We start from the raw sequence: 16054 nt of genomic DNA on the forward strand, positions 1-16054 counted from the left end.
CGCTCGCCCGCGTCGCCGGCGTAGACCCGCTCGGCGGCTACGAACGGCGCCTGACGATGTCGGTGCACCCGGGCCTCGACGCCGCGGCGGGCCGCACCGCCTGCGACCGGTCACCCCACCGCGCACGCGCCGAGCACGAGGCATGGCTCGGTGAGGTGGAAGGCATCGACCTCACCCTGTCCTTCGTTCGGTGCCGAGCCGTGGCTGCCGCCGGAGGAGCCGCTCGACGGCGGAAGCGTCGACTTCGAGGAGGAGACCGCGCGGCTGCGCGTCTCTGCCGGCGAGCGGCGGTGTTCGCGCGTCGCCGAGGAACTGGGCCGCGCCGTGCTGGAACTACTACAGGAGTTGTTTGCGTCCGAATAGGCATCCGGCCGCCGAATTGCTGCGCCGTTCGGCGGCCCGGCCTATTCTGGATGTCCGCATCGGCTGTCGGCAGGGGGGACGATGAGCTATATAACGCCAGGCCCAGGACGTCGCGACTTTTCCACCCCACCCCAGCAGGAGGCAGAGTCCCTCGTCGAGCGCGCTCGACGGGAAGCCGCGCGCCGCGCGGCCTCGTCCGGGAAGCGGGCGGACGCGGTCCCTTCTGGCCCGCCCCGGCCGGAGGCGACGGAGTCCGCCGTCGGGCCGCCGGTGCTCAGCCACTTGATCGAACATGAGCAGGCTCGTACCGCAGCCCGTCTGGCCAACGACCGGAAGCTCGCCGACGACGCGCTCAGGACGGTCGTGGGCGATCTGGACATCCTGCTCGGCCAGGCCGAGGCGCAGCTGCGGTTGTCGGATCGCGGACGCGCCCGGCAGACGGTCAAGGAGGCAGTGCCGCGGTTCGTCGCGATCTCGAGCCTGGCCGCGCTTCCGCTCGCCGAAGTGGCGGACATCCTGAACCTGCCTGCCACGGACGTAAGCACGGTAACCGACTCCCTTATCCGGCACGGCGGGCTGAGCCCGGCCGAGCGGCACGACGCGCTCACCGGGATCGAGCTGCTCCGCAAGCAGCTGCGGCAAGTGGAGATCACGAAAGACCACTCGCTGCTGGACCGCATCATCAGGTTCATCGTTAAGGTCGGAGTCCTGTTGGGCATCGCAGCGGGCTCCGCGCTTCCGGCGGCGCTCGCGGTCGGCGACACGATCGTCAAGGAAGTGGTCAAGGCCGCGATCACCGCACTCGTCGCGCTGGCGCTGCAACGGACGGTCCGCGGCGTGCTGGCTCATGGCGACGATCTCCGCACCACCGCGCGAGCGGCCCACACCGCCTTGGTCGACGAGCTGTCCGTCATAACGGCCTTGTGTGACACACCCGCCTACGAAGGCGAGCACACCGTACTGCGCGTCCGGCTCGCCGTGCGCTGCGCCATCGCGCGAATCGCCACGACTTCCGTGCCCTGGAACCGGAAGCAGGAATACTGGGCTGTCCTCGACGAGATCACCCGGAAACTCGCGAACGACCCGCCGACCACACTTCTGCATCTGCAACGCAAAGTCCGCGCGTTCACGCCACCGCCGGAGCGCCGGCCGGGTACCGGACCGGCCTGAGACGCACCGGGCTCACGACCCGGCGGGGCGGGAAACCACTTCGCTCGTTCTGCTGGGGTAGTGCATGTATTCGAAGGTGCGAGTGCGACGCGAAGTCGCACGTGGTGAGTGAGCTAGCTGTTGGTGACGCCGGTGTGGAGCCTGGACGCTGGTGGCTGGTCTCCGGTTGGAGCCGGCTTCGCGGTTACGGAGCTTCCACCACTGGCTCGCTCACGCTGCAATTTCTGACCTTGCCGAGGAGCCCGCACCGTCTGGTAGTCCCGGCACGACTCGCCTTTGTCCGGGCCGCTTGCCACCCTCCCCCGCGTTCCCCGGATCGGGCTGCCGCCAGCTTCACTCAGGCCGCAAGGCCGCGACAACGACGCCGAGCGGGTGCAACGACAACTCGACAACCTTGCCGAAGCGCCGAAGTCGAACAGGCCTCCGGACGCGGACGACAGCACGCAGAAATCGTGAAGCCTGGATGCCGGTCGTTGGTGCCATCGATGTGAGACTCGCCGCCGACCGCCATGACAGCGTGTTCCTTCTACGCCGACCGGCGCGCGCTTTCAGCTGGCAGTGAGCATCCTCAAAATTGTTTTTCGCCGCCGTCGACGTAGATGTTGGCGCCGACGATGAAGCTGCTCTGGTCCGAGGCGAGGAAGGCCACGGCGGCGGCGACTTCTTCCGCGGTGCCCATCCGGCCAATCGGAACCTCCGCCGCGAAGCTTGCCTTGACCGCCTCCGCGTTCTCCTCGCCGACCATGCCGGCGATCGCGGGGGTGTCGATTGTTCCCGGCGAGACAGCATTGACCCGGATGCCCCGTCCTTTGAGCTCGTTGGCCCAGGTTCGGGTGTACGAGCGCAGAGCGGCCTTGGTGGCCGCGTACGCGCCGAACGCCTCGACGCCGTCGTCGGCGCGGGTGGAGCAGTTGAGGATCACCGAGGCGCCCTCGTTGAGCAGCGGCAGCGCCTTCTGCACGGTGAACAGCGTGCCCCGGACGTTGACGCCGAAGATCCGGTCGAAGTGCTCCTCGGTGGTCTGCTCCAGCGTGGCGAACGATGCCGCCGCGGCGTTGGCGAACAGGGTGTCCAAGCCCTTACCTCGGGCGCGGACCGCGTCGTAGAGCCGGTCCAGGTCGGCCGGGTCCGAGATGTCGCCGGGCACGGCGGTGGCCGAGCCGATGGCCTCGACCGCCTCGTCCAATTCCGCCTTGCGTCTGCCGGTGATGAAGACGTGCGCGCCCTCGGCCGCGAGTCGCGCGGCGACGGCCCGGCCGATCCCGCTGCTCCCGCCGGTCACGACCGCTGTCATGCCTTCGCGTTGTCCCATGCTTTGACCTCCGGATATTTCCATACCGATCGGTACTTAATGAAACCCTAGCACTTAGGTACCGGTTGGTACCGAAGAGGTATCCTTGGTGGCGTGACTGGTCACGAGAAGGCCCTCATCGGCCGGCCCAGAGGGTTCGACGCCGAGCAAGCGCTCAGGCGTGCCTTGATGGTCTTCTGGGAGAAGGGCTACGACGGGGCCAGCCTTGCCGACCTGACCGGTGCCATGGGCATCACCAAAACCAGCATGTACGCGGCCTTCGGCAACAAGGAACAGTTGTTCCGCAAAGCCCTGGAGCTGTACACCGAGGGACCCGCCTCTTACGGGATGCAAGCCCTGCAGGAGCCGACCGCCCAAGCGGTGGCCACGGCGTTCCTCAACGGCACGGTCCAGGCCACCACCCGCCCCGAATGCCCGGCCGGGTGCCTGGGCGTCCAGGGCTCGCTGGCGACCGGCGACCTCGGCCGACCCGCGCGTGACGCGCTGATCGAGTGGCGAAACAACGCACGCCTACGCCTTGAGGAACGTTTCCAGCAAGCCGTCGACGAGGGTGACCTCCCACGAGACACCAATACGGGACGGCTCGCCCGCTACATCATGACAGTGTCGTTCGGCATCGCCGTCCAAGCCGCCAGCGGCATCACCCGTGGCGACCTCCAAGAGGTCGCCGACACGGCACTGCGCAGCTGGCCACCGGCCTGAGCGACAGCGACTGACTGCCAACCCGCCCTAGTACTCCAGCCGTAGTTCGTGATGGTCATGGTTCTAGGTCGGGCGCCGCCGAACGGTTCCTGGATCGCCGCCGGGCTTCCCGTGCGTGATCACGGAAGGTGAGGTCGTTCACCGTCCCGGTGTAGTGCGTTCGCTCGCTCGATACGGCAGGCCGGTCGCATTCCGTCGTTTTTGCCCGGATTTTCCTGAATGTTTCCCGGATTCACTCCAGCGTTTCCGCGCGTTCCCACACCTTCAGGTCATCGCACCGATCGGGGGTGGCCGCCTCGGTACCATCGGTTCGCTTGATGCGCACCGGCAGTCACGTTCCGAAGACCATTGTCAGGAGCTGCTGAATCGTGACGAACACCGGAATCGATGGCGAAACGTTGACCGTCGTGGCGTCCGTGGCGGCGGTCCGGCACACCGTCGCCGTGCCGGAGGAAACCGCGGCCAGATCGACAACGTGCTGCTGCTGGCGGTGCTGGCCGCCGGCGCGAAGTACAACATCGGCCTGCAGAGCGATGAGTGGTTCAGCACGTTCGACGACTTCGGACCACGGCACGCTCGGATTGTTGAACGTCAACGCCAGCTCCCACCGATTTCGCTGCGGGGAAGCCAGCGACTCCAGGTCGAACACACGATCGGCCACTGTGGTCAGATCCTGCGACGCGTGCGCTTCCGGTGTCAACCGGGGAGCAGGCAGAGTTGCGTCTGTCACGCCCCGGCCTGCCGTCCGGGACCTGCTCCCGTGTCAACCACGGGGATAGGCCGGAAGAGGGATGCGCACGGCCGCGGAGCTTGGCTAGTGTCGGCCGGTGCACCGGATCACCTTCGTGCGCCGGGACACCCGCGCCGGAGACCTGGCGCTGGCCTTGACGCAGTTCGCGCTGATGTGCGTCGTCGGCGCTCTGTTCCGGGAAGGGGCGTACCGGCTCTTCGACTGGTGGGCTTACACGCTCACCGCGGTGATCTCCCTCCCGCTCGCCGTCCGTCGCTCGGCCCCGATGACCGTTCTGCTCGTGACCTCGGCGGCGTATGTGGTCTTCACGGCGGCCGGATACTTGCCCGGCGTGAACGTGTGGGGCCCGATCGTGGCCTTCTACAGCCTTGCCGGGCTGAGACCGCCCAGGATGACCGCGATCGGCGCCGGGCCGGCCGCCGGGGCGATGTTCGCCTGTGGCCTGGCCTTGCGAGGGCCCTTGGTCGCGAACCTCGCCCAGGCGGTCGCCGTGCCTGCGGTGGCGTGGGGGCTGGGCAACATCTCGCGGCAGCTGGAGCAGCGGAACCGTCAGCTCGCCGAAGCGACCGCGCAGCTGGCGCACGAGCAACAGCGGAACATCGAACAAGCGGTGGTGCAGGAGCGGTTCAGGATCGCTCGCGAGCTGCACGACGTCGTCGCCCACCACATGTCGATGATCTCGATGCAGGCGGGTCTCGCGGGCTACGTCTTCGACTCCGACCCCGAGACGGCGCGGGCCGCAGTGGACACGATCGGCGCGACCAGCCGGGAAACGCTCGACGAGATGCGCCGCCTGCTGGTCCTGCTGCGCGAGCCGGATCCGGAGGACGGCGCCGGGACACCCGCACCCGCACCGGGGCTGAACCTGCTGCCGTCCTTGGCGGACCGGGCCGAGGCGGCCGGGCTCGGCGTCGCGTTGACCACCTCCGGCGATCTGGAGGGCTTGCCGTCGGGGCTGCAACTGGCCGTGTACCGGGTCGTCCAGGAGGCGACGACCAACGTGATCAAGCACGCCGGCGGGTGCGGGGTCGAGATCACGGTCCGCCGCGAGCCCGGGGTGGTCCACGCGGCGGTACTCGACGAGGGGCCCGGCACCGGGCGGGCCGGCACCGGCGGATTCGGTCTCACGGGCATGCGGGAACGCGCGAGGATGTACGGTGGGACGATCACCGCGGGGGCACGACCCGGCGGGGGGTTCGCCGTGAAGCTGACCATCCCGTTTCCCTGAAGCGAACCCCGTTCCGCATCGGAAGAGTCCCGCTGGGGAGGACGACTCCACATGGTCTCGGTACTCGTCGTCGACGATCAGCCGCTGGTGCGCGCCGGCCTGGCGGCGCTGCTGCACGCGGCCCCGGGTCTCGACGTGGTCGGCGAGGCCGCCGACGGCGAACAGGCCATCGCCCGTTCCGCGGCCACCAGCCCCGACGTCATCCTGATGGACGTCCGCATGCCGGGCCTGGACGGGATTGCCGCCACCCGCCGGATCCTCTCCGGTGCCGCCGAACGGCCGCCGCGGATCCTCATCCTCACGACCTTCGACCTCGACGAATACCTTTACGACGCCCTCGCCGCCGGGGCCGCGGGCTTCCTGCTCAAGGAGGCCGAACCGGCCCGCCTGCTGTCCGCGATCCACACCGTCGCCGCCGGCGACCTGCTCTTCGCCCCCGTGCTCACGCGACGGCTGATCGAAACGTACGTACGGCACCGCCCCCCGCTGGGACGTTCCGGCGCGCTGCGGACACGGCTCGGCGTGCTCACCGGCCGTGAGCGCGAGATCCTTCGGCTGGTCGGCACCGGGATCGCCAACGGGGACATCGCGCAGCGGCTCGCCATCAGCGAGGGCACCGTGAAAACGCACCTCAGCCGGGTGATGACGAAACTCGGCCTCCGCAGCCGGGCCCAAGCCGTCGTGCTGGCCTACGAGACGGGGCTGATCGTGCCGGGAGCGGCCGAGACGCTGTGACGTCGTCCGGGCCCTACCGCAGGAGTTTACTTCGGGCTACTGCGGGGGTTTACGTCGATCACCATTGATACATCGATGGATTGACGCAAACCGCCCGGGTGAACTGATTGACTGCGGACGTTCGAGTCAGCTGCCTCAGGCACAGTGCCCCACGCGGGCAAAGGGGAGTCGGAAAATGAAGAAAACGGGACGCACCGCCAGACGGTTGCTCTTCCTGGTGCTGGCCGTCATCGCCGGCGGCGCGGTGGCCACCTCGCCGGCCTACGCGACCGGGCACAAGTGTGAGCACTCGAAATGCATCGAGGTCTACGGCAGCGGCAACCACGTGCGGCCACGGATCTGCATGGGTACGGACAACGGCCGAACGAGCGGCATCGGCCACATCGAGGTCCGGCACCAGTACGGCGGCATCAGCTACTACGAGAACAGCGACAACAACGGCAGGATCAAGCCCGACATGGAGGACGCCTGCTTCAACGTCGATTTCTGGGTCGATTCCAACACCTACGTTTGCGGACGTTTCTGGGAGTACAAGAACGGAGCCTGGTACCTGACCTTCGGCGACTGGACCTGCCTCAAGACCCACCCGTGACACCGTGACCTGCTCGCGAAGCACCCGCTTCGCGAGCAGATCTGGGTGAACTCTGGGGCAGGTCACAACGCGGCGCTGCGGAACCTGTTCGGCCGACTGCTCAGCGGCCTGCGCTACTGCCTTCAGCACGAGCAGCTCTACCAGGAGCATCGCGCATTCCCGGCCGAGGCTCCATAACGCTGGCCAGGTAGGAGGTGGCCGGGAACGCCTCGGACATCAGCCCGAGCCTCGAGCTCCGACGCGGGAACGGCGCCCGGCCACCCCTACCCGGCCACCGTGGCCTGCCGAGCGCGACGTGCCTCAGAGGACACCAGGTTCGGCATGAAAACGCCTCGCCCGACCCCAGTACACGAGGAAGGTGGGCGTGCCGCGGATTAGCACGGCAGGTCCCCTTCATGTCTGCAACAATCCGGCCGGCGGCTGCTACCCCGGGCCATGCTGAAACCGTGCTCGCGTAGCTGAACCTGCTCAGGAGTCGCTGTTTGGCGGCCAGCAGTGGTCGCTGTCGGGGTCGTCGAGCCAGATGAACTGTTTGTCCGGCATGTTGAGCGCGGTCACGCCGAGCCGGGTGGCGTCGGGCTGCCCGAGGGTGCCGAACGCGGTGGCCGCCGGCCGGGTACTCGACATCGCTCCCCCGCCGGACACCGTCGTCTTCGCCGGCCAGCCCGAAACTCCTTCGAGCTCCACGGCGTCGTCCGGTCCCACCAAGACAGTCCCTTTCGGACAGATCGTCTACGCGCGCGCCGGCGACAAGGGCGCCAACGCCAACCTCGGCGTGTGGGCCCGCGACGAAACCGCGTGGCCATGGCTCGCGGGGTTCCTCACCGCTCGCCGGCACGGTGACCGGCATGGTCGCCGCCGAAGGCAGCCTCGACGAACCGAAGCTCCCGCCGACGTCGATCATCAACGACTACCTGGTCGCCTGGCTCGGCGCGACCGGCGCCATGGCGGCGCTGGCCCGCCGCGCCACCGAAGGCGGCAGCTACCGGGTCCACGTGTCACTGACCCGGGCGGCGATGTGGGCGGTCACCCTCGGCTTCTTCGACTGGGACTACGTCCGCGGCGCGGTCGGCAGCGCGGCGAGCACGAACTGCTCGACCCGCAAGCTGTTCACCTCGCTCACCTCGCTGGGCATCTACCAGGGCGTCACCGAGAACATCACGCTGTTCCGGACCCCGCACCACTACCTGAACGTGCTCTCCCCGCGCGGTGCCGACCAGCCAGCCGGTCTGGCTTCCGCGGCCGCGGAAGCCGGACGTCGCCGCGTCGGCCAAAGCCCTGGGCCGGGGCTGATCAGCGGCGATTGACTTTCACGTCGTCCATGCAGGTCGAGGTCACCGTGAGGTCCCGGTACGGGTAGTTCTCGCGCTCGAGCAGCTCCATCGCCATCAGCTCGGCCTGGTCGTGGGCTCGCCGGGTGGCGTCCGCGCCCGCGGCGACTTCCACGGCGACTCGGAAGCTGAACCCGCCCAGGTGCGGGCTGTAGGTGAGCGCGCCCGTTTCGCTGAACACCAAGTCGGAAAGGCCGGAAGTGCCGGCGTCGGCCAGCAGCTTGTCGCGGACGGCTTCCGAAGGCCGGTCGAACTTGCCCCGGACGAGGACACGGTAGGTCGGCATGCGGTCAGGCTAGCGGCGCACGCCCCGCGGGCCGACTGCTTTTGGCGGCAGCGTCCGTCCGGGCAACCCGCACAACAAGGCACGAACAACCGCGTTCCGGACAACCGCGCGACGAGCACTGTCCGCAATGGCCGGCCGGCCCTTCGCCGACGGAAGGTGACGGTCGCCGCATTTCCTGTCACCAGGGTGATTTTTCGTGTCTGCTTCGGTAACGCTGCCGGGCTTCCGCCGATAGCGGGGTGAACGGATACCGGGTGGAGGTTTGCGGTGGGTTGGATTCGACGTGCGGTGACCGCGGGTGCGGTCACCGCCTTGGTCACGGGTGTGCTGGCCGGGACACCGGTGGCGGCTATGGCATCGAGCGTTCCGGCGGCCGCCGCGAAGGCGACCGCGGGCGCGCCGTCCCATCCGGGCTCGGACTACATGGGCTCGACGATCGGGGCGCACACCACCGCGACGCCGAAGGCCGCTGCGCGCGCGGCCGCGACCGCGGCCTCGGGTGTCACGACGCCGGGTATGGACGTGTCCCACTATCAGGGCACTGTGGACTGGGGTACGGCGGCGGCCCAGGGCGCGAAGTTCGCGTACATGAAGGCCACGGAGAGCACGACCTATGTGGACCCGCAGTTCACGGCCAACTTCGCCGGCTCCGCGAACGCCGGGCTGCTGCGCGGCGCGTACCACTTCGGACTGCCGGACACCTCGTCCGGTGCGGCGCAGGCACAGTACTTCCTGAGCCACGGCGGCGGCTGGGTCGCCGACGGCAAGACGCTGCCGCCGGTGCTGGACATCGAGTACAACCCCTACAGCACGGCGGACTGGCCGGGCTGGTGCTACAACATGACCCCGGCGCAGGTCTCGGCGTGGATCTCCGACTTCGTCACGACGATCCACAATCGCACGAACCGGTGGCCGGTCATCTACACCACCAACGGCTGGTGGTCGAATTGCACCGCGAACAACCCGAACTTCGCCAATGATCCACTGTGGATCGCGGGGAACGTCACGATGCCGGCGAGCTGGACGGACTACACGTTCGACCAGACCGCGTCGTCCGGCACGTTCCCCGGTGACCAGGACGTGTTCAACGGCAGCCTGACCGATCTGCAGTCCTTCGGCACGGGCACCGTCGCCGACAAGATCACGCAGCACTACACCGACCTCGGCGGCGCGTCCTCCTACCTGGGCAACCCGACCGGCGGCGAATACGCGGCGGCCGGCGGCTGGGCGCAGAACTACGAGCAGGGCGTCATCGGCTACTTCCCGGCGACCGGCGCGTACGCGGTGCACGGCGCGATCTGGCAGCACTACCAGCAGCTCGGCGGCCCTGGCGGCGTGCTGGGCCTGCCGACGACGGACGAGACCGGGACCCCCGACGGCGTGGGGCGCTACAACCACTTCACCGGTTCGCTGGGCGCCTCCATCTACTACACGGCGTCGACCGGTGCCAAGGCGGTCTACGGCCTGATCCGGCAGAAGTGGGCCGCACTGGGCTGGGAAACCGGCCTCGGCTACCCCACCATCGACGAAGCCGGGACACCCGACGGCGTGGGCCGGTACAACCACTTCAACGGCGCCCAAGGCGCCTCCATCTACTGGACAGCGGCCACCGGCGCCCAGTCGATCCACGGCCTGATCCGGCAGAAGTGGGCCGCACTGGGCTGGGAAACCGGCCTCGGCTACCCCACCATCGACGAAGCCGGAACGCCCGACGGTGTCGGCCGCTACAACCACTTCAACGGCGCCCAAGGCGCCTCCATCTACTACACCGCGGCCACCGGCGCCCAGTCGATCCACGGCGCGATCCGCCAGAAGTGGGCCTCGCTGGGCTGGGAGGGCAGCAGGCTGCGCTACCCGACCAGCGACGAGTTCGCGGTCACCGGCGGCCGCCGCAACAACTTCCAGGGCGGGACGATCACCTACGTCACCGCCAGCGCGACGACCCAGGTCGCCTACAGCTGATTCCGCGCCGACGGGCCTGGTTCGCAGGTTGCGACCCGCGAACCAGGTTGGGCTTTGACGTGGCGATCCGCACCGATCACTTTCGCGAATTCCTCAGTTACGCCAAGGCCCACAACGTCCTGCCCGACATCACGACGTGGCACGAACTCGGCCCGGACTCCCTGGCCTCCTACCGGGGTCACTACGCGGACTACCGTACCCTCGAGCGGTCACTTCGGCGATGGTCAGGCACGAGGTCAGGTCGTGGAGCAGGATGAACCGGTGCTCGTTGCGCCATCAGTCGATTACGAGATTCGCGCACGCCGGGTCACTGCCCACTCGTTGATGCAGGATCGCGACACGTTCGCGAAGCTCATGCAGGACACGTTCACCGCCCCCGGCCGCGTGGGCGGCCGGCGACGAAGTCTACGGCGACAACCCGAAACTTCGCGCCGCGCTGGAGGCGCGCGAACTGGGCTACGTGCTCGCGGTCTCCCGCACCCACCACGTCCCCACCCCGCCGGACCCCAACGGGCCGACCACCTCGCCAAGCGCATCCCGCGCCGGGTCTGGCAGAAGCTCTCGGCCGGACACGGCGCACATCGCTACTACGACTGGGCACTGATCGCCATCACCGCAGGCGATCCGACGGCCATCAGCACCTGATGGTCCGCCGCAACCGCACCACCAACGAACTGGCCTGACACTGGCGGGGCCGGACGAGCACCAAGCCCGCTGCTGGGGCTCCTGGCACCGCTGGGTCACCCTGCCCCTGATCGCGCACGCGTTCCTCGCCGTCACCGCTGCCCTCGAATGCCGCGACCAAGCCCCGGCCGACGACGGGACCAGCCCTGACGGGCTGATCCCGTTCACCTGTAACGAGATCCGGCGCCTGTTCACCGCTCTCGTCGCCCGGCCCACCCGTGACACCGCCCACCGAATGCGCTGGTCGACCTGGCGACGACGCCACCGAGCCCGCGCCCGCCACCGCCACTACCGACGCCAAGCAGCCCCGTGGGTGACCAGTTCTGATTCCCTGCCCGCGGCCAGTCAATGGGGAGCCATCTGGCCGCGAATGCGACGAAGCGGAATTTGCAAAAACCTTGTTTAGCGCTAACATTCAGCACGGGAAGAAGCGTTGACTGCCAGGCCTCTGCACGACTACATCGGCTCGTATTTTGAGTCGAAAGTGATCATCTTCCGGTAGGTTGATCACTTGTGTCGCGGATGAGAATTTGAACTCATCGGCTCGGTCACCGAGATCCATCATGAGGTTGCGGATCTGCTGGGTGGTCCATCTACCGTCCGGATGCGTGGTCGTGCCGAGGACGTGGACGTAGCGGCTGCCGACCTCCAGCACGACGAACACGTAGATCCGCTTGAGGGTGAGCGCACAGTCGACGTGGAAGAAGTCGCACGCCAGCATCGTCGAGGCACCGACCCGGTGTCCAAGCTTGAGCAACTCACCCTGAATCCTCTTGTAGCCCCAACTGCGGTTCTCCCTGGCCATCCGTTCGATCAACCCGGCGATCACCTCGTCGGCCGGTGGCCGGCCGACCCGATGTGAATAGGTCCCCTTCGCAGCTACCAGTCGACGGTGCCAGCGCAGGATCGTGCCCGGGGTGACCAACCGGTGTGTTCGCAGCGCCTTGGGCAGCAGGCGGACCAACGCCGCGACGACGGCCCGGTCGGCCCTCCAGGCGAGGTTTCGGGTTGCCTCGGCGCAGCACCAGCAACTCGACGTCCTTGGACGCCGACGAGCGGCCGAGCAACACCAGCAGACCCACCAGCCGGAGGAAGACCAGGTAGAGCAGACGCAACGCCATGACCGGCGATCATGCCCTGCCCGTTGAACGTGCCATTGCCGCAGTTCAGATGGCATGACCGACTTCTGGAACCCCCCAGGTCGATCCCGATCTGTGGGGCGGCGATCCCCATGCCTTTGCCGAAAGTGTGCGCCTGCGCGACCCGCTCATACGCCGAGTGCAGCGCGGCCACCACGCGGCGGGCGTCCTCGGCCTCGGCGGGCAGGTCACAGCGGCGGGCGGCGCGGCGCGGGGTCGCTGTCCTGCACGGTGCCGAGCGAGGCAATCACCTCGCTCGGCGCCGGTGGCGGCCCGTCGACGGGCGCGGCGCGGCCACGGAAGTCCCGTTCGAGCCGGTAGCGGGCGTGCAGCGGCGGGTCTTCACACGACCAGGAGAAGACGTGCCGCTCGCCGGTGTCGTCGCAGCCGATCGCGGTGGCGAACGGCATCGCCTGCGCGGTCATCGACGTGTGCTGGCCCTACATGGACGCCAGCGGTCGGGTTGACCACGGCCTTGTTTCGAGCCGCTCGCCTATTGCTGCCGCCAGGATGCTGTCGTAGTCTCCCTGACGACCACCATAGATCCGATGAATTGCGGTACCAGGGCAGACGCAGTCCGGTTCCGACATCGCTCGACCCAGCCAGGCCGCACCCACGTCAACTCCGCACGCCTACTTCACCTGCGATCTCCCCTGTTGGCAGCCCATCCGTCAGTGGACAGGCGACTTCGCACCGCTCACCGCGCATCCCTCAACCAAGCAGTCATCGGACCTATCCAGTCCAGGGTCCGTATCTGAAGGAGCATCAATGTCGTTGTTCCGTAGGCGAGCCGTCGGACGGCTCGGTGTGCTCGTCCCCGTGCTGTGCGCCGCGGTCGTCGCACCTGGCACCGCCTCCGCCGCCTCTCCCACCCTGCTGTACGCGTCGCCGACCGGCTCGGGCAGCACCTGCACGGTCAGCGCGCCCTGCGACCTGGCCGGCATCCAGACCAAGGTTCAGGGCCTGGTCTCTGGGATGACCGCGGACATCGACGTGTACCTGCGCGGTGGAACCTACCGACTGGCGCAGGCGTTCACCCTCGGGCCCTCGGACTCCGGACAGAACGGTCACCGGGTCGTCTACGCCGCCTATCCGGGCGAAAAGCCGGTACTCAACGGCGCGAAGAAGATCACCGGCTTTTCGTTGTACGACAGCGCGAAGAACATCTACCGGGCCGCGATCCCGGCCGGCACGCAGAGCCGGCAGCTATTCGTCGACGGGGTGCGCGCCCAGCGGGCTCGCGGCCCGCTCAACCCGGGCGGCTTCACTCTCAGCGGGTCCAGCTTCACCACCAGTGACACCTCCTACGCGTCGTTCACCAACACCTCCTCGGTCGAAGTCGCGTACGACAAGGACTGGAAGCACATGCGGTGCCCCCTGGCGGGCATCACCGTGCCCAGTGGCGGCGGCTCCAGCCTCAACGTCGATTCGGCGTGCTTCGTGAACAACAACACCTCGGTGGTCAACCGGGGCTTCCCCTTCAACGGCGCCGGTCTGCCCAAGCTGGACGGCCTCACCTGGGTGGAGAACGCCTACCAGCTGCTCGACGAACAGGGCGAGTTCTACCTGGACACCGCGGCCAACTACCTCTACTACAAGCCGCGCACCGGCCAGGACCTCAGCACCGCGGACGTGGAACTACCCGTCCTGGACAAGCTGGTGGACGCCGGCGGCACCCCGGGCCACCTGACCCCGGTCAACGACAACGACTCCCACGCCACGTACACCGGCGCGTGGTCCACCTCCACCGGGCGCAACTTCGGCGACCTGCGCGACGACGTGCACGTCACCAGCACCAACGGCGACTCGGTGAGCTACACCTTCACCGGCACCGGCCTGGACGTGCTCTCGGAGGTCAACAGCGACGAGGGCGGCATTGACGTCTACGTCGACGGCACCAGGACCCAGAGCGTGAGCGCGACCGGCTCCACGCGGCTCGCCCAGCAGGTCATCGCCTCGGTGAACGGACTGACCAAGGGGCAGCACACCGTCAAGCTGGTCAAGACCAGCGGCAGTTTCATGGTGATCGACGGCTTCACCGTCATTCCCGACACCGTGGCCCCGGTCCACGACATCACCTTCCGGGGCCTCACCTTCGCCTACGCCACCTGGATGCTCCCCTCCACCGTCGGCTACCTCGACAACCAGGCGGGAGTGCTGTGGGACGCCATCACCCAGGCCCCGCTGCGCATCCCGGCGGCCGTCCAGATCCACCGGGGCGCCAACATCACCCTCACCGACAGCGAGATCACCCACACCGGCGGCAACGGCGTCGACCTGGCCGACGGCACGCAGAACACCTCGGTCACCGGGAACTACATCCACGACACCTCCGGCGGCGGCGTCTACGCCGGCGAGGTCGATGACTACTACCTCACCGACACCGCCAGGATGACCACCGGCGACACCATCTCGCAGAACTGGATCGAGCACGTCGCCCTGGACTACCGCGACGCGGTCGGCATCTGGGGCGGCTACACCCGCAATCTGACCATCGCGAACAACGACATCGGCCACACTCCTTACTCCGGGATATCGCTCGGCTGGGGCTGGGGCTACGCCTCCCCGTGCAGCATGCAGTCGGCCCAGGGTCTGTCCATCTGCCGCCACGGCACCATCTACGCGGGCGGCAACCAGATCCTGAACAACCACGTCCACGACGTGATGAACGTCCTGCACGACGGCGGCCCGATCTACACCAACGGCGGCCAGGGCAACGGCGGCGGCACCGTCACCTCCGTGGTCTCCGGCAACCTGCTTGAGGTGACCAACCACACCAACCAGGTGATCTACCACGACGAGGGCAGCTCCTACTGGGACACCCACGACAACGTCGTTCGCCTCGGACCGGGCAACTGGGTCGGGATGTGGACACCGACCATCCACGACAACTACATCCACGACAACTACGCGGACCGCTCCAACTGGGCAAGCAAAGCGACCAACACCACCGTGGTGCAGTCGACGATCGTCTCCGGCGGCGCGTGGCCCGCCGCGGCCCAGGCGATCATCGCGGCGGCCGGCCCCACGGCCGCGTACCGGCCGATGACCGGCCTGATCGACGACGACGACACAGCGATCGCCTACACCGGCACCTGGAGCGCCAACGGCTACCGTGGCCTGGGCGACCTCCACGACAACGTGCACGCCGCCTCCGTCGACGGCGCCACCGCCACGCTGACCTTCACCGGCACCGGTGTTTCGGTGATCGGCGAGAAGTACAGCGACCAGGGCCAGATCGAAGTCCTCATCGACGGCGCCTCCCAGGGCCGGTTCGACACCACCTCCACCACCCGCCAGGTGCGACAAGCCGTCTACAGCACCAGCGGCCTGACCCCCGGCAGCCACACCATCCAGGTCATCAAGCGCAGCGGCACCTGGGCCACTGTGGACGGTTTCGAGGTGACCGGCACCCACAACGACACCAACGCCTCCATCGCATACAACGGAAGCTGGAGGCTGTTCGCCAACCGCAGCCTCGGTGACTACCAGGACGACGTCCACGCCAGCACCGTCAACGGCGACTCGGTCACCGTCGCCTTCCTCGGCACCGGGATCGACGTGATCACCGAGACCAACACCGACGAAGGTCTGATCGCGGTCTCCCTCGACGGAGCCTCACAGGGCGCCGTCAACGCCAACGCCACCAGCCGCCACGCCCAGCAGACGGTCTACACCGTCAGCGGTCTCACGGCCGGACGACACACCCTCACCCTCACCAAGAACAGCGGCGCCTACCTGGTGATCGACCGGTTCGACGTCAGGTGACCAACCGCGGCCCCGGCCGCACAGCAGCCCG

15 protein-coding genes and 2 pseudogenes are annotated in these 16054 nt (G+C 68.0%); 11 read left to right on the top strand and 6 right to left on the bottom strand.

The genetic code is table 11. The features are described from left to right. The first annotated feature begins 150 nt into the window (after positions 1-150). A complete protein-coding gene (locus tag AB0M82_RS15925) occupies positions 151-363 on the top strand; it encodes a hypothetical protein (RefSeq protein WP_364722044.1) in 213 nt (70 codons plus the stop codon). Between the two features lie 282 nt (positions 364-645). After that, on the top strand, positions 646-1533 hold the full coding sequence (locus AB0M82_RS15930; protein WP_364722046.1) for a hypothetical protein: 888 nt from the start codon (positions 646-648) through the stop codon (positions 1531-1533). Between the two features lie 568 nt (positions 1534-2101). Here AB0M82_RS15930 and AB0M82_RS15935 read toward each other — a convergent pair. Beyond that, entirely contained in the window at positions 2102-2845 is a 744-nt protein-coding gene (locus tag AB0M82_RS15935) for an SDR family oxidoreductase (RefSeq protein ID WP_364722048.1), read from the bottom strand. A gap of 93 nt (positions 2846-2938) precedes the next feature. Between AB0M82_RS15935 and AB0M82_RS15940 the strand changes: the two genes are divergently transcribed. Beyond that, positions 2939-3547: a TetR/AcrR family transcriptional regulator gene (locus AB0M82_RS15940; RefSeq protein WP_364722050.1), complete on the top strand. Its 609-nt coding sequence runs from the start codon at positions 2939-2941 to the stop codon at positions 3545-3547. A gap of 331 nt (positions 3548-3878) precedes the next feature. Here the strand turns inward: AB0M82_RS15940 and AB0M82_RS15945 are convergent, their stop codons facing one another. Then, positions 3879-4247, bottom strand: a complete 369-nt coding sequence (locus AB0M82_RS15945; RefSeq protein ID WP_364722052.1) for a hypothetical protein — start codon at positions 4245-4247, stop codon at positions 3879-3881. Between the two features lie 127 nt (positions 4248-4374). On the opposite strand from AB0M82_RS15945, the gene AB0M82_RS15950 reads away from it, so the two are divergent. The 3 genes from AB0M82_RS15950 (at position 4375) to AB0M82_RS15960 (ending at position 6853) form a co-directional block, all read left to right on the top strand. After that, complete coding sequence (locus AB0M82_RS15950) at positions 4375-5526, top strand: sensor histidine kinase (RefSeq protein ID WP_364722054.1); 1152 nt, start codon at positions 4375-4377, stop codon at positions 5524-5526. A gap of 51 nt (positions 5527-5577) precedes the next feature. Next, the gene (locus AB0M82_RS15955; RefSeq protein ID WP_364722056.1) at positions 5578-6261 is read left to right on the top strand and encodes a response regulator transcription factor; all 684 of its coding nucleotides are present in this window, start codon (positions 5578-5580) and stop codon (positions 6259-6261) included. 175 nt (positions 6262-6436) lie between these two features. After that, the gene (locus tag AB0M82_RS15960; protein WP_364722058.1) at positions 6437-6853 is read left to right on the top strand and encodes a hypothetical protein; all 417 of its coding nucleotides are present in this window, start codon (positions 6437-6439) and stop codon (positions 6851-6853) included. Between the two features lie 468 nt (positions 6854-7321). Here the strand turns inward: AB0M82_RS15960 and AB0M82_RS15965 are convergent, their stop codons facing one another. Then, a complete protein-coding gene (locus AB0M82_RS15965) occupies positions 7322-7558 on the bottom strand; it encodes a hypothetical protein (RefSeq protein WP_364722060.1) in 237 nt (78 codons plus the stop codon). Between the two features lie 143 nt (positions 7559-7701). Here AB0M82_RS15965 and AB0M82_RS15970 point away from each other — a divergent pair, with 143 nt between their 5' ends. Further along, complete coding sequence (locus tag AB0M82_RS15970; RefSeq protein WP_364722062.1) at positions 7702-8160, top strand: hypothetical protein; 459 nt, start codon at positions 7702-7704, stop codon at positions 8158-8160. On the opposite strand, the gene AB0M82_RS15975 is transcribed toward AB0M82_RS15970, so the two are convergent. Further along, positions 8147-8470, bottom strand: coding sequence for a DUF6204 family protein (locus tag AB0M82_RS15975; RefSeq protein ID WP_364722063.1), 324 nt, complete (start codon positions 8468-8470; stop codon positions 8147-8149). The genes AB0M82_RS15970 and AB0M82_RS15975 overlap by 14 nt on opposite strands. 516 nt (positions 8471-8986) lie before the next feature. On the opposite strand from AB0M82_RS15975, the pseudogene AB0M82_RS15980 reads away from it, so the two are divergent. The 3 genes and pseudogenes from AB0M82_RS15980 to AB0M82_RS15990 all read left to right on the top strand — a co-directional run. After that, a pseudogene (locus AB0M82_RS15980) lies at positions 8987-9529 on the top strand (GH25 family lysozyme); the annotation flags it as partial. 21 nt (positions 9530-9550) lie between these two features. Next, positions 9551-10432: a hypothetical protein gene (locus AB0M82_RS15985; RefSeq protein WP_364722357.1), complete on the top strand. Its 882-nt coding sequence runs from the start codon at positions 9551-9553 to the stop codon at positions 10430-10432. Between the two features lie 379 nt (positions 10433-10811). Further along, positions 10812-11423: pseudogene (locus AB0M82_RS15990) on the top strand (hypothetical protein); the annotation flags it as partial. Between the two features lie 108 nt (positions 11424-11531). Here the strand turns inward: AB0M82_RS15990 and AB0M82_RS15995 are convergent. Together AB0M82_RS15995 and AB0M82_RS16000 are read right to left on the bottom strand one after the other, a co-directional pair. Next, positions 11532-12080: a hypothetical protein gene (locus AB0M82_RS15995; protein WP_364722065.1), complete on the bottom strand. Its 549-nt coding sequence runs from the start codon at positions 12078-12080 to the stop codon at positions 11532-11534. Between the two features lie 363 nt (positions 12081-12443). After that, positions 12444-12680: a hypothetical protein gene (locus AB0M82_RS16000; protein ID WP_364722067.1), complete on the bottom strand. Its 237-nt coding sequence runs from the start codon at positions 12678-12680 to the stop codon at positions 12444-12446. A 343-nt stretch (positions 12681-13023) separates the two neighbouring features. Here AB0M82_RS16000 and AB0M82_RS16005 point away from each other — a divergent pair, with 343 nt between their 5' ends. Next, positions 13024-16023: a hypothetical protein gene (locus tag AB0M82_RS16005; protein WP_364722069.1), complete on the top strand. Its 3000-nt coding sequence runs from the start codon at positions 13024-13026 to the stop codon at positions 16021-16023. Positions 16024-16054 lie beyond the last annotated feature (31 nt).

Origin of the sequence: Amycolatopsis sp. NPDC051128 (assembly GCF_040682715.1) — a bacterium.
Lineage (GTDB): Bacteria > Actinomycetota > Actinomycetes > Mycobacteriales > Pseudonocardiaceae > Amycolatopsis.